9 protein-coding genes are annotated in these 13,449 nt (G+C 66.1%); 2 read left to right on the forward strand and 7 right to left on the reverse strand.

All coding sequences use genetic code 11. The features are described from left to right. Nucleotides 1-37: 37 nt before the first annotated feature. The 3 genes from glnL to glnA all read right to left on the reverse strand — a co-directional run bounded on the left by glnL (nucleotide 38) and on the right by glnA (nucleotide 3,230). A complete protein-coding gene (gene glnL / locus SOM28_RS11440; RefSeq protein ID WP_123069508.1) occupies nucleotides 38-1,126 on the reverse strand; it encodes a nitrogen regulation protein NR(II) in 1,089 nt (362 codons plus the stop codon). 11 nt (nucleotides 1,127-1,137) lie between these two features. Continuing rightward, nucleotides 1,138-1,653, reverse strand: a complete 516-nt coding sequence (locus SOM28_RS11445; RefSeq protein WP_320468176.1) for a DUF4124 domain-containing protein — start codon at nucleotides 1,651-1,653, stop codon at nucleotides 1,138-1,140. A 161-nt stretch (nucleotides 1,654-1,814) separates the two neighbouring features. Then, on the reverse strand, nucleotides 1,815-3,230 hold the full coding sequence (glnA, locus tag SOM28_RS11450; protein ID WP_123069505.1) for a type I glutamate--ammonia ligase: 1,416 nt from the start codon (nucleotides 3,228-3,230) through the stop codon (nucleotides 1,815-1,817). 317 nt (nucleotides 3,231-3,547) lie between these two features. On the opposite strand from glnA, the gene SOM28_RS11455 reads away from it, so the two are divergent. Continuing rightward, on the forward strand, nucleotides 3,548-4,003 hold the full coding sequence (locus SOM28_RS11455) for a rhodanese-like domain-containing protein (protein ID WP_123069509.1): 456 nt from the start codon (nucleotides 3,548-3,550) through the stop codon (nucleotides 4,001-4,003). After that, nucleotides 4,000-4,743: a hypothetical protein gene (locus SOM28_RS11460; protein ID WP_320468177.1), complete on the forward strand. Its 744-nt coding sequence runs from the start codon at nucleotides 4,000-4,002 to the stop codon at nucleotides 4,741-4,743. Before SOM28_RS11455 ends, SOM28_RS11460 begins: the two co-directional genes overlap by 4 nt. Before the next feature lie 165 nt (nucleotides 4,744-4,908). Here SOM28_RS11460 and SOM28_RS11465 read toward each other — a convergent pair whose 3' ends face one another. The 4 genes from SOM28_RS11465 to SOM28_RS11485 all read right to left on the reverse strand — a co-directional run bounded on the left by SOM28_RS11465 (nucleotide 4,909) and on the right by SOM28_RS11485 (nucleotide 13,301). Then, nucleotides 4,909-6,858 carry a CocE/NonD family hydrolase gene (locus tag SOM28_RS11465; protein ID WP_320468178.1) on the reverse strand — a complete coding sequence of 650 codons (1,950 nt, stop codon included), beginning with the start codon at nucleotides 6,856-6,858 and terminating at the stop codon, nucleotides 4,909-4,911. Between the two features lie 58 nt (nucleotides 6,859-6,916). Beyond that, nucleotides 6,917-8,119, reverse strand: coding sequence for a GGDEF domain-containing protein (locus SOM28_RS11470; protein ID WP_491715950.1), 1,203 nt, complete (start codon nucleotides 8,117-8,119; stop codon nucleotides 6,917-6,919). A 389-nt stretch (nucleotides 8,120-8,508) separates the two neighbouring features. Next, complete coding sequence (locus SOM28_RS11480) at nucleotides 8,509-9,969, reverse strand: TAXI family TRAP transporter solute-binding subunit (RefSeq protein ID WP_370663526.1); 1,461 nt, start codon at nucleotides 9,967-9,969, stop codon at nucleotides 8,509-8,511. Then, nucleotides 9,957-13,301, reverse strand: a complete 3,345-nt coding sequence (locus SOM28_RS11485) for a transglycosylase domain-containing protein (RefSeq protein WP_320468180.1) — start codon at nucleotides 13,299-13,301, stop codon at nucleotides 9,957-9,959. The genes SOM28_RS11480 and SOM28_RS11485 overlap by 13 nt, the downstream gene beginning before the upstream one ends. Nucleotides 13,302-13,449: the final 148 nt, after the last annotated feature.

Raw genomic sequence — 13,449 nt, forward strand, 5'->3', positions numbered from 1 at the left:
TCAATAAAGGACTGGTCGGCGCCCTGCTCGCCCGCGCTTATGGCAGGGGCAGCAGGATACGGAAATCCGTCAGTCCAGGCCGGCTTTCGCACTCGATCACCCCCAGGTGCTGCTGCACGAAGGTTTGCGCCAGCGTCAGCCCGAGGCCGCTCCCGCCGTCACGCCCGGATACGAGCGGATAGAAAATGCGGTCGCGGATATCGGGCGCGATGCCCGGTCCATTGTCGATGATATGCAAGTCTAATGCCAGCCCGTAACGGACCTTCGCCAAAGTGACCTGGCGCGCCACGCGGGTGCGTAAAACAATCTCGGCGTCGCCCCGCGCCATGCGGCTGGACAGGGCCTGGGCGGCGTTGTGGGCGATGTTCAGCACCACCTGGATCAGCTGCTCGAAATCGCCGCGGAATTCCGGAATCGAGGCGTCGTAGTCGCGCTTGATCGACAGGCCTTGCGGGAATTCGGCCAGGATCAGGCTGCGCACCCGCTCGCACACTTCATGGATATTGACGTCCCCAACGATGTGGGGCTTGCGGTGTGGCGCCAGCAGGCGGTCGACCAGGGTCTGCAGGCGGTCGGCTTCCTTGATGATCACCTGCGTGTATTCCTGCAGCTCGAGCAGGTGGTGCGGCGGCAGCTCGAGTTCCAGCAGCTGGGCAGCGCCGCGGATGCCGCCCAGCGGGTTCTTGATCTCGTGCGCCAGGTTGCGGATGAGTTCCTTGTTGGCCTGGCTCTGGTCGAGGATGCGCTCCTCGCGGTCGAGCTTCAGCTGCTGCACGTTCTCGCGCAGCTCGATCAGCAGGGTGCCGTCGCCCAGCGCGCTGACGATGCTGTTCACGTGCAGCGGCTCGCGGTTGTTGCGCTGCAGGGTCAGGTCCTGGCGCAGGTCGGCATACTGGTGGGCCAGCGCCTGGCCGATCAGGGCGGCCAGCTCGGCGCCGTTCTGGAACAGCTCGGGCAGGCGATGGCGCTGCAGCGACTTGAACGACAGCTCCATCAGGTTCTCGGCGGCGGCGTTCGCATACAGCACTTCGCCGTCGGCGCCGGTCAGCAGCACGGCCGAGGCCAGCAGGTCGAGGCCGGCGTAGCGCGCCGGATCGCCCGCGTCGAAGGCGGGAACGTCGTTCATGGGTGGCAGGGTCATCTGATATTGCCGATCTCGCGCCGCAGCGCCTCGATATTGCGTTCGGTACGGCTGATCTCGTCGCGCATCGAGGCCACCCGCTCCTGGTACTTGGCGTAATTACGCTCGTTGCCCTGGCGCTCGGGCTCGCCGTTGTTGAACACTTTTTTCAGGTCCAGCAGCTTGCGTTCCTCGATGCGCAATTCGTCGCCCAGGATCTCGCGCCGCTCGTCGTCGCGCGCGCGCTGCACCACATTGTCCACGCGCGGGAAACTGGACGGGGTGCTGGCGGCGGCGGGGGCAGGCGTGCTGGCCGCACCCGATCCGCCCGACGAACGGGGGGCCGGGATCGGCGCCGACGCCGCCGGCGGCGAGCTGTAGCCGGTATCGATCAGCTGGCACTTGCCGACCTTGACGTCGGTGTACAGCGGGCGGCCGTTAGCATCCGTACAGCGGTAGATCTGGGCCTGGGCCGAGGCGCACAACAGCAGGGCGAACATGGCCACGGCGCCGTGAAAAACGATGTTTGTCATTCCTATCACTCGGTAGCTTGCATCGGCGGGAAGATGCATTGTAGTCGCGCCCGACTATACCCGAAGCAACAAAAAACGCGGGGAAAGCCATCGCTTTCCCCGCGTTTCATGGCATCGCCGTCAAGCTTGGCGATGCACAGGCACAACAGCTTGCCAAGTGATTACGACGAATAGTACATGTCGAATTCGGCTGGGTGCGGGGTCATGCGCAGGCGCTGCACTTCGTTCATCTTCAGCTCGATGTAGGCATCGATCATGCTGTCGCTGAACACGCCGCCGCGGGTCAGGAACTCGCGGTCCTTGTCCAGGGCTTCCAGCGCTTCTTCGAGCGAGGCGCACACGGTCGGGATCAGCTTGTCTTCTTCCGGCGGCAGGTGGTACAGGTCCTTGGTCGCGGCTTCGCCCGGGTGGATCTTGTTCTGGATGCCGTCCAGGCCGGCCATCAGCAGCGCAGCGAAGCACAGGTAGACGTTGGCCAGTGGATCCGGGAAGCGGGTCTCGATGCGGCGGCCTTTCGGGTTCGCCACGTGCGGGATGCGGATCGAGGCCGAACGGTTACGGGCCGAATAGGCCAGCTTGACCGGGGCTTCGTAGCCAGGCACCAGGCGCTTGTACGAGTTGGTGCCCGGGTTGGTGATCGCGTTCAGCGCGCGGGCGTGCTTGATGATGCCGCCGATGTAGAACAGCGCGGTTTCCGACAGTCCGGCATAGCCGTCGCCTGCGAACAGGTTCTTGCCGTCTTTCCAGATCGACTGGTGCACGTGCATGCCCGAGCCGTTGTCGCCGTTGATCGGCTTCGGCATGAAGGTCGCGGTCTTGCCGTAGCTGTGGGCGACGTTCCAGATGACGTATTTCAGGTTCTGGGTCCAGTCGGCGCGCTCGACCAGGGTCGAGAACTTGGTGCCCAGCTCATTCTGGCCGGCGCCGGCCACTTCGTGGTGGTGCACTTCGACCGGGATGCCCATCGATTCGAGGATCAGCGACATTTCCGAACGCATGTCCTGGAACGAATCGACCGGTGGGACCGGGAAGTAGCCGCCCTTGACGGTCGGACGGTGGCCGCTGTTGCCGCCTTCGAATTCCTTGTCGGTCGACCACGATGCTTCTTCCGAGTCGATCTTGACGAAGCAACCCGACATGTCCAGCCTCCAGCGGACCGAGTCGAAGATGAAGAATTCAGGTTCCGGGCCGAAGTAGGCGGTGTCGCCGATGCCCGACGATTTCAGGTAGGCTTCGGCGCGCTTGGCGATCGAGCGCGGGTCGCGGTCGTAGCCCTTGCCGTCCGACGGTTCGATGACGTCGCACTGCATGAACAGCGTGGTCTCTTCCATGAACGGGTCGAGGTTGGCGGTGTTCGGGTCTGGCAGCAGGAGCATGTCCGAGGCTTCGATACCTTTCCAGCCGGCGATCGACGAACCGTCGAAGGCGTGGCCGGATTCGAATTTGTCCAGGTCGAAGTGCGACACCGGGACCGTGACGTGCTGTTCCTTGCCGCGGGTATCGGCGAAGCGTAAATCAACGAATTTGACTTCGTTGTCCTTGACCAGTTGCATTACATCTGCGGCGGACTTTGCCATTCGGAATCTCCTAATTGAAAAAAGGAAGTCGGGTCATGAGAACCGACAACTTGCATCATGTTGAAGCACGAAGCATGCCAACTTGGTGACACCCCACGTGCCAAGTTAATTGCATGAGGACATGCACAAATCGTTCTTGGGGGACGGGCCAGTTTACCCATAAAATCGCGTCGATCGGCAGGCTTGTCGAAAGATTTACAGTGCATGCCGAATGCACCAATCAAGTGCAATCATATGCCGACGCACCATGTAAGAGCAGGATACACTGATCCACGATGGTGCAGCGCCTTTGGATGCCCAAAAACGGACCGAACATTATGACGACAGAAAACATTCTCGAGGCTGCGCGCCAGCGTGGCGCAGGCCAGCCCTATGCCGGTGCGGTGACGCCGCAAGAGGCGTTCGAGCTGCTCAGGAGCAGCCCGAAGGTCAAGCTGGTGGACGTGCGCACCAATGCCGAACGCGACTGGGTGGGCCGGGTCGCCATCCCCGATGCCCAGCATGCGGCTGTGCAGTGGGCGACCTATCCGGGCGGCGTGCCGAATCCGGACTTCGGCGCCCAGCTTGAAAAAGTCGCGAGCCAGGATGACATCCTGCTGTTCCTGTGCCGCTCGGGCGTGCGCTCGCGCCACAGCGCCCGCGTGGCGACCGAACTCGGTTATGCGAATGCCTTCGACATCCTCGAGGGTTTCGAGGGCGACAAGGACGGCGAAGGCCATCGCAAGACGCTTGGCGGCTGGTGCAAGGCGGGATTGCCATGGGTGGGTGCATGAGCGACGAGGTAAGTAACCCCATTGAACGCCTGGTGGCGGCGCGCGAACTGGCCGACCAGGGCCAGTACGAGGCCGCGCTGCAAGAGCTGACCTGGTTCCACGAGCATGCACTGGAACAGGATCCATCGCTGGCCGGCGTACGCCGTTCGTATGCGCTGGCCGATTGGGCCGTGCTGGCCGAGGCCTATCCACCGGCGGAAGCGGCGCTCGAGGCGGTACGCGAACGCAGCACCGCCCTGCTGCTGGCCGGCCAGGGCAACCGCGACCACCTGCTCGACGTGGTCTCGATCGACCATGCGCGCGACCAGCCGGTGCGCACGCGCGACCTGTTCCTGCAACTGGAAGACGTGGCGCCGGCGCTGGCCGCGTCCTGCATCCGGGTCGTGCTGCCGCAGGTGATCGCCGCCGGCGACGCCGAACTGGCCGAACGCCTGATGCCGAACCCGGAAGAAAACATCCGCCAGCATGCCGACTACCTGATGGATGCCTTCCGCGAGCGCCGCAAGCGTTTCACCGCCGCGCCCAGCATCCCGGCCGAGATCCACAACTATGTACAGGACGTAAACGCCATCCTGGACGTGCTGGCGGCGCGCGGCCGGCACGCCGACGTGAATCGCCTGCGCCAGCTGGCGGCCGACGCGATTCCCGCCACCACCCTGCGCCGCGAGGTGCGCGCCGCCCTCGTTCCCGGCGCACCCGCATGGTACGAGCGCGGCATCCCGCGCCGTCGCAACGGGTAGCGTCGGCCCCGGCGGCCCGGTGGACGCAAAACCGGGGTCAGGTCTGACATTCGGACACGTTCTCAGCCTTAAAGCAGATTATTACGGCTTGGAAGGCTCGAGAAAATCACGCTGTGGTTAAGGACTGCAGAGCCCGTGTCCGATTGTCAGACCTGACCCCGAAGTTTACGGCATCACCATCAGCTGGAGTCCCGAGGCCGTGCCCGGCGCGCGATAGACGCGCTGGGTCGCCTTCTTGAAATCTTCCGGCTTCGCATCGGGAATGCGCATGAAGGTCTGCGGATTCAGGTCGATCAGCGGGAACCACGAACTCTGCACCTGCACCATGATGCGGTGGCCGCGGCGGAAGGTGTGGTTCACCGCCCCCAGCTCATAGCTGATCGCTTCCACCTTGCCGGGCACGAAGGGCTCCGGCTTCTCGTAGCTGTTGCGGAACTTGCCGCGCAGCGGATTGCCGCGCACCAGCTGCTGGAAGCCGCCCAGTTTCAGGGCCGGCGGTCCGACGTCATTGCCCGCGCGCGGGGCCGCCGGCGTCGGATAGTCGCTTGGGTAGACGTCGATCAGCTTCACTACCCAGTCGGCGTCGGTGCCGGTGGTCGAGACGAACAGCTTCGGCAGTACCGGGCCGGCAACCGTCACGTCCTCTTCCAGCACCTCGCTCTGGTACACAAGCACGTCGGGCCGGGTCGCGGCGAAGCGCTGGTCGGACACCATGTATTCGCGCGGCACGCCCTGCGCCGGGTAGCCGATATAGGGCACTGGACGCTTCGGATCGGCCACGTATTCGTCATAGCCTGTGCCGCCGCCCGCGGCCGGCTGCTGCCAGGTCAGGCTGCCGTTGGCGTTGAAATACAGGGTGCGGGCCCGGGCCGGTTTCGGCGGCCAGGCATCGTAGCTGCGCCAGACATTGGTGCCAGTCTCGAACATGGTGACCGGCGCCAGCTCCGTGGCCGGCTTGATGCCTTTCAGGTGCTGCTCGAAGAACGGAAACTGGATGTTGCGCCTGAAGTAATCGCTGGTGTTGGCGTCGAAGCGCACGTGGCCCAGGCGCGCGCCGTCGCCGCGCATCCAGCCGCCATGCACCCATGGGCCCACCACCAGCTTGTTCACCGCGGCCGGATTGTGGCGCCTGACTGCGTCGTGAACGGTGAACGGGCCCTGGAAATCCTCGGCATCGAACCAGCCGCCCACGGTCAGCATCGCCGCCTTGACGTTCTTCATGTGCGGGCCGATGGCGCGCGACTGCCAGAAGTCGTCATAGGTGTCGTGCTCGATGTTCGGCATGAACAGCTCGCGCTGGCGCTCGCTCATCGTGCCCGCGATCGCGCCCAGAGTCAGGTGCTTCAGGAAGAAATCGTAGCCATCGGCCTCGTCGTAGTCGAAGCCGCCGCCCGAGGCCGACTTGGGCGATGGATTCGGCGCCGCCACGAAGGATGAATAGAAGTCGAAGTTGGCGGCCAGCTTGAACGCGCCGCCGTGGTAGGAATCGTCGCCCAGGTACAGGTCGGCGATCGGCGCCTGCGGAGAAGCGGCCTTGATCGCCGGATGCGAATCGATCACGCTGGCGGCGGCGTAGAAGCCGGGATAGCTGATGCCCCAGATGCCGACCTTGCCGTTATTGTTCGGGACGTTCTTCAGCAGCCAGGCCACGGTATCGTGCATGTCCTGGGCTTCGACGCCCTCCCCCTTGCCCAGCGCCGGCTTGGCGTGCGGCGTCATCTCCTGCCATACGCCCTCGGACATATGGCGGCCGCGCACGTCCTGGACCACGAAGATATAGCCGGCGTCCTCGAATTCGCGCGAGGGCCCGAGCGATTCGGGCATCCAGTCCACGCCGTAGCGCAGCTCTCCCTCGACGCGAACGCCGGCGCTGTAGGGCGTGCGCTGCATCAGGAAGGGATAGGACCGGGAAGCGTCCTTCGGCACGTACACGGTCGTGAACAGGCGCGCGCCGTCGCGCATCGGAATCCGGTATTCGTACTTGGTATAGGCTTCGCGCACCGGCCGCTTGCTCGCGGACGGCGCGGTATCCATGCCGGCCGCAAGGACGGGCGAAGCGGTCGGCCAGGCCAGCAGGCAACCCAGGACGAGAGCGGAGAACGAATAGCGGATCATGGCTTCCTTCGGGACAGTACAAGGGGCCGCCAGTGTAATTCGTTTGCCCCGGGCGTGGCTATGCCGACAAGTTCCTGGCCGGCTGCCGCAGCTCGCAAGCGACCACGCGGTCGCGGCCCTGCGCCTTGGCCTGGTACAGCAGGGCGTCGGCGGCTTCGACCCATGCCAGGGCGCGCCCATCGTCGACGGCAGGATGGGCGGCCACCACGCCGATGCTGAGCGAGACGCGTCCGTGAGGACTGTCGGCATGCGCGATCCCGAGCTCCGCCACCGCGGCGCGGATGTTCTCGGCGACCGAACGTGCGCCGTCGAGGTCGGTGTCCGGCAGGATCACTGCGAATTCCTCGCCGCCATAGCGCGCCGCCAGGTCGGTCGGACGGCGCGTGCCAGCGCGGATCGCGCCGGCCACCAGCCGCAGGCAATCGTCGCCCGCGACGTGGCCATAGCGGTCGTTGTACTTCTTGAAGTGATCGACGTCGGCCAGGATCAGCGCAGAGGGCTGGCCATTGCGGCGCGCCCGCTCGTGCTCCGCTGCCAGCGTCTGCTCGAAGCCGCGCCGGTTCGCCAGGCCCGTCAGTCCGTCGCTGTCGGCCAGCGCCTTCAGCGACGCGTTCTGCTCCTTGAGTTTCAGGCGCGCCCCGCGCAACTGGCCTTCGAGCGCGTCGCGCACCCGCAACTGGCCGATCATGCGGTGGGTGCCCCAGGCCAGCAGCGCCACCGCGAACAGGACCACGCCGCTCATCTTGACCACCACCACCCACCATCCGTACAGCACTTCCTCCTTCGACTTGGCGATGGCGACCAGCAGCGGGAAGCGTTCCACGTGGCGGTAGCTGTACAGGCGCTCGATCCGGTCGATCTTCGAGGTCAGCATCGCGGTGCCGACCGGGCCCGTCCTGCGGTAGAGCTGGAAGATCGGGCCGCCGCCGATGTCGGAGCCGACCATGGCCTCACTGAACGGCCGCCGGTACAGCAACGTGCCGTCGTCGATCGCCAGGATCAGGGTGCCGGTGCGGCCGACGTCGAAACTGTCGTAGAAGTCGCCGAAGAAGCTCAGCCTGAGGGACGCCATCGCCACGCCGCCGAAGCTGCCGTCGGGCCGGTCGATGCGGCGCGTCAGCGGAATGCTCAGGACGCCAGTCGAACGACTGCGGATCGGCTTACCGATCCGGGTGCCGCGGTCCGCGTGCTCCCGGTGGTAGCGGAAGTACTCGCGGTCCGCCACGCTGCCCGGAAGCCTGGTGGGCAGCGAGGTGGCCACCCGTTCGCCATTGACGTCATAGATGAACAGTTCCTGGATCCGGGCCTGACGGAGGCGATATGAGCCAGCCGCGCATGCAGCACGGAATCCTCGTCGCTCACAGTCGTGCCAGCCTCGGCGCGCGCCGTCATCTCGTCCAGGATCGCATCGCCCAGGTCGATCGTGCGCTCGGCATGCGAGGCGAGCGCACGCGCCATGTTGGCGGTACTGGTGCCCGTATTGTCGATCTCGGCCTGGCGCGACGCCAGCAGGCTCCACGCATGCAGGCCCACCAGCAGCAGGCAGACGCTGACGATCAGGAAGACCGAGCGCGTCACCAAGGGCTTGCGCAGGCGGTCCAGGCGATCGATCGCAGGTTGGTCGGAATCGGGCATGGGATCGGAACCGGATCAGACGCTGCCGCGCACCGGCGTTCCCGGCGGCGCATCATGGCCCGCGTCGCCAGCCGCGCCATCCTGCTGCCAGCCGCGCACGCGCTCACGTACCAGGTGGATGTGACTGCGCAGCCGGTACAGCTCGTCCGCATAGGCCAGCGGCACCGAGATGTGGTTGACGCGGTCTTCGAGGCTGTCCAGGCGCCGTTGCAAGTCCTTGCGCACCTTTTCGTCCGGTGCCACGCCGCTGTCCTCGAACGCCTGTTCGATCGCGCGCAGTTCGCCATACCAGCGGTAGACGCGCGAGCGCACGCGCCACACGTAAATCGGCGGCACGATCTTCGACAGCGGAATCAGCAAGGCGGTGAGCGCCACCACCACCACCCACAGGCGTTCGGCCAGGTTGGCCAGCCAGAAGCTCATATAGCGCTGCATGAAGGGCGGCCCGTCGCGGTAGTAGCGCGCGGCTTCCGGCGCCACCGGAATCTCGGTGTACTTCGGCGACGGGAACTGGCCCTGTTGCTGGAACCAGCCGGCCCCGCCGTGGATGTTGGTCGCGGCCTTGACCAGGAGCCCCACCAGGGCCGGATGGATTTCCTCGCGCGCCACCAGGGTCGCGGTGGGCGCGATCAGGTGGTAATCCTGGGCCGGGATATTGCGGCCCAGGTCGACAATCCCGCGCGGCAGCACCACGTGGGTCAGGAAAGGCAGGCGCCGCGTATACGCCTCGGCCTGGGCGAAGTCGAACAGCCGGATGCCGGGCGTCTGCAGCAGCATCTGGATCAGCGGCGCTTCGGGCGCCGAGGAAAACACCAGGCCGTCGATGCGGCCGGCCAGCAGCTCCACCGTGGCCGGCGTATTGGCCAGGTCGCCGATCTGCAGCTCGGTCGGCGCGATGCCGTTGGCGTCGAGCACCTGGCGCAGCAGGCGCGGCACGCCGGTGCCCTCCGGCCCCAGGTTGATGCGCTTGCCGCGCAGGTCGGTCAGCTTCGTGACCCTGGCCTCGTCGCGCAGGAACAGCCACACCGGTTCGGTGAACAGGCTGCCCAGCGACACCAGTTCCTGGCGTTCGGCGGCGTCGCCATCGGCCGCATTCATGGTGTCGCCGTCGGTCGAGCCGCTCTGCACGAAGGCGACGTCGGCCTCGCCCGCCAGCAGGCGTTGCAGGTTGTCGCGCGAGCCGAGGGTCGGCTGCAAGGTCACCTTGATGTCGTCGCGCGCGAGCAGGCTGGCGTACTGCTTGCCGAAGGTCTCGTAGGCGGAATTCTCCTGGCCGGTGGCCAGGCGCAGGCTGCGCGGCGGCGCCGGGTCGACCCACCAGTAGGCCAGCAGCAGCGCCGCCGCCACCATCAGGATGGTGGGGCCGGAGGCCACCACCAGGTCGCGCAGCGAGACAATGGAAAAATTCTGCAGCCGCGCGCGCAAGCCCTTGCCCGGCGCGCCGCTGCCCTCGCCCGTCGGCTTCAACGCACGCACTGGCGCTGGGCCGCCGCCGCGGGTGTAGCACCGGGCACGGGCGCTTGCGGCGCCGGCTCGATCATCGGCATCAGGCTCGGCGCCAGCGTTACCAGCAGTTGCACCGGCAGCGCGCTGGTGAAGTCATAGTGTTCCGACTGCGGGCCGTGCACATAGGCCGTCATGCTGCCGTAGAAACGCTCACCGATATTGAACACGAAGGTCGCCGAGCGGTTCACGTAGCGCGATTCGACCAGGCGGCCGCCGCGCGCATAGACGTCGAAGCGCTGGTCGCCGGTGCCGGTTTTGCCGCCCAGCGCAATCACGCTGCCGTCGGCCTGCACGAAGGCGGTCTTGACGCGCTTGGCGGTGCCGTCCGAGACCACGCCCTGGATGGCGTCGGCCACGGTGCGCGCGACTTCCGGCGCCAGCACCTGTTCCTTGCCGCCGCCCTTGTTGCGCTTGACCAGGGTCTCGTACGGCGTGTCCTTGGCGAAGTGCAGCGAGTCGATGCGCTCGGTGGGTTTACGCACGCCGCCGTTGACGATGATGCCCATCAGCTCGGCCAGCGAGGCCGGACGGTCGGCCGAGGCGCCCAGCGTCGTCGCATACGACGGCACCAGCGAGTCGAACGGGTAGCCCATCTTCTTCCACTGGGCGTGGATCTTGAGGAAGGCCTCGACCTCGAGCAGGCCGGCGATGCGCTTGTCCTGGGCGTTCTTGCGGCTGGTCTTGAACAGCCACTGGTAGACTTCCTGGCGCTCCTTGACGCTGGCGGCCGTCACCTCGGACCAGGTGGCCTTGGGGTGCGTGCGCAGATAGCTCACCAGCCACAGTTCGAGCGGGTGCACCGAGGCCACGTAGCCGCGGTCGGCCAGCGACATATTGCGCGGATCGTACATCTCGTACATCTTCGGGATGCGTTCCGGATCGATCTCGTTGGCCGATGGCAGGCTCGCATCGATGAAGGCGCCGAACTGCTCCAAGGTGGCGTTCGGCGCCACCGTGCGGTGGGCCGCGGCCAGCTTCGAGGCCAGCGGACGCACGCCGGAGAACAGCAGCGCCTCGATCTGGGCCGGGGTCTTGCCCTTGTATTTGTTCCAGAACTTGGCCAGGAAGTCCTTGCCTTCGTTGTCGGCAAAGCGCGCCAGGTAGGACGCGCGGCGCGGATCGTTGGCGTCGGCCAGCAGCTGGGCCGAAGAACCCGGCAGCTGGAACATGTAGAAGCGCACCACGTCGCGCATCATGCGCACGAACACCAGGTTGGTCGACTGGCGCAGGGCCTGGTGCACGTCCATGATCTTGCTGTCGTCGAGCTTGCTGAAGTTGCCGAAGGTGTGCAGGCCGCCACCGGTCATGAAGCGCTCGCCCGGGCTGGCCGAGTAACGGCGCGCCATGGCGGCGTCGAGCATCGGTTTCAGGCCGCGATCGGCACCGTCCGGCAGGGTCTGGAAATATTCCAGCGCCCATTGCGACATGCGGTCCTTCGGATCGATCTCCACGCCGTGCAGGCCGATCTTGTCCAGCGGCTCGAAACGCTTGTGCAGCTGGTCGAAGATGTCGAGATAGGTCACCAGCGTGCGCAGCTTGGCGGTCGAACCGAGGTCGAGCTTGGCGCCCTCGTTGATGTCGAGCGGCTGGTCGTAGTTGTCGGTCTGGACCCGCAGGTAGTTGACGTGCTCGCCCCGCTCCATCAGGGTGAAGCTGTACACCACCTGGGCCGGGTCGCCGTTGCCGAGCAGGCCCTTGCCGGTCAGGCCGGCCGCCTTGGCGTGTTCGGCGTCGGACAGCTGGCGCAGGGCCGCCGTCACCGCCTGCTGGGCAGTGCCGTCCAGGGTCGAGACCACCGACAGGTCGAGGCGGTCGACGTTGTACAGGCGGGTGTCGCCGATCAGGAAGCCGAGGTGGTTGCGCACCGCATTGGCCGCCTTGCGCGACACGAAGGCGTCGGCCGGCGGCGGCGCCACGCCGCTGTGCAGCGCCGGCTGCAGTTTTACGCTCAGTGCGGCGTCGCGCAACTGGGGCGAGATCACGCCGGCCTGGGCCAGCACGCGCAGGTGGCTGTCGGTCAGGATTTCGAGGTCGGGTTCGCCTGCGCCCAGGTAATAGGCCGGGCGGCGCTGGGCGATCATCAGGGACAGCGCTTCCTTGTAGGCCAGCACGGCGTCGGGGCTCGTCATCGGGCCCTTCAGCATCCCGTTGACCTTGTCGAAGTCGCGGCCATACCAGACCCACAGGCCGTCGCCGATGCCGTTCACTTCGCCGTAGCCGGACTTGGCCGACAGCGGCACCGTGTTCAGGTAGTCGAGCACGATCTGGCGGCGCGAACCGGTGGTGTCTTCGCCGTCCTGGTAGGCGCGCAAGGTGGCCGAGGCCATCTGGATGATCTTGTCGGTGGTCGAGCTGGTGCGGCCTTCGGGCGAATGCCGGTATTTTTCGATCTGGGTCGCCAGCGTGCTGCCGCCGGCCACGCGCCCGCCACCACCCAGGCCGATGCTGGACAGGGACTTGTCGAACACGGCCTTCGAGAAGCGGTCCCATTCGACCGCCGGATTGCGGCGCGGATAGCTGGCGTCGAGCAGTTCGCGGTTCTCGATGAACAGCAGGCTCTGCACCAGCAACGGCGGCGCCGCGTTGAACTCGTGGTAGAAGCGCTCGGGGAAGCGCGAGGTGAAGATCGGCTGCGAGCGGCAATCGAGGATCTCGAGGCCGACCTTGGTCTTTTCGTGATAGGTCGCGTACAGGCCCATGTCGGCCATCTTGACCATCTGCGGCGAGATGCGCGCCTGGGCCGCGATCGCATAGTCGCGCGTCCGCAGGCGCTCGAGGTAGCCCGGCAGGCCGGCATAGCCGAGCCGGGTGTCATACGGACTGGCGGCCGGGAAACGGATCGCATCGCTGGGACCGTTTTCCATGCGATAGGTGAGCTCGCTGGCCATGTCGGCGAAGATTTTCGCCTGCAAGCGCGAAGTGCGCGTCTCCAGCACCGCCCAGGCCGCCAGCAAGGCGATCAATAGCAGCAGGCCGAGCACCAGCCACAGCTTCCAGCGCCGCTTGCGCGGGGCCGGCTCGTCGTCGCCGGGCTCGCCCGACGGGCCGCCGGGGATGCCGCCATTGCCCGCCAGGTGCGGGAAGGCTTCATACAGGGGAACGTCGTTGCCGCCGGCCGCGAGCGCAGGGGTGCTCTCCACGGCCGCCGCCGCGGCACTGGCACTGGCCGGCGCGGCCGATGTCGCGACCGCGTCGCCAAACGTCGGCTCGAAGGTCGGCTCAAAGGTCGGCTCACTGCGCTCGTTGGCGGCACGCTTGCCGGACACATTACTTGACCGTCCTTGACGGCGAATACTTTCCATGATGGCTTAACCGGTCTGAATCAAAACGCTAGCAATCCCCGCCAACCTGCTCGCCATCTGTGGTGCTGCTGGTCCGTTCGAGTGATCGTGGTGTGTGTTAGTTCGCACGCTGATGGTGCGATCCCACTCCAGATCGCACCGTACGTAG

The organism is Massilia sp. CFBP9026 (assembly GCF_034045165.1).
Taxonomy (GTDB): Bacteria; Pseudomonadota; Gammaproteobacteria; order Burkholderiales; family Burkholderiaceae_D; genus Telluria; species Telluria arenae.

Excerpts from the sequence above, each read along its gene's own strand:
- glnL (WP_123069508.1), bottom strand. The coding sequence starts at position 1,126 with ATGAACGACGTTCCCGCCTTCGACGCGGGCGATCCGGCGCGCTACGCC.
- SOM28_RS11445 (WP_320468176.1), bottom strand. The coding sequence starts at position 1,653 with ATGACAAACATCGTTTTTCACGGCGCCGTGGCCATGTTCGCCCTGCTG.
- glnA (WP_123069505.1), bottom strand. The coding sequence starts at position 3,230 with ATGGCAAAGTCCGCCGCAGATGTAATGCAACTGGTCAAGGACAACGAA.
- SOM28_RS11455 (WP_123069509.1), top strand. The coding sequence starts at position 3,548 with ATGACGACAGAAAACATTCTCGAGGCTGCGCGCCAGCGTGGCGCAGGC.
- SOM28_RS11460 (WP_320468177.1), top strand. The coding sequence starts at position 4,000 with ATGAGCGACGAGGTAAGTAACCCCATTGAACGCCTGGTGGCGGCGCGC.
- SOM28_RS11465 (WP_320468178.1), bottom strand. The coding sequence starts at position 6,858 with ATGATCCGCTATTCGTTCTCCGCTCTCGTCCTGGGTTGCCTGCTGGCC.
- SOM28_RS11485 (WP_320468180.1), bottom strand. The coding sequence starts at position 13,301 with ATGGAAAGTATTCGCCGTCAAGGACGGTCAAGTAATGTGTCCGGCAAG.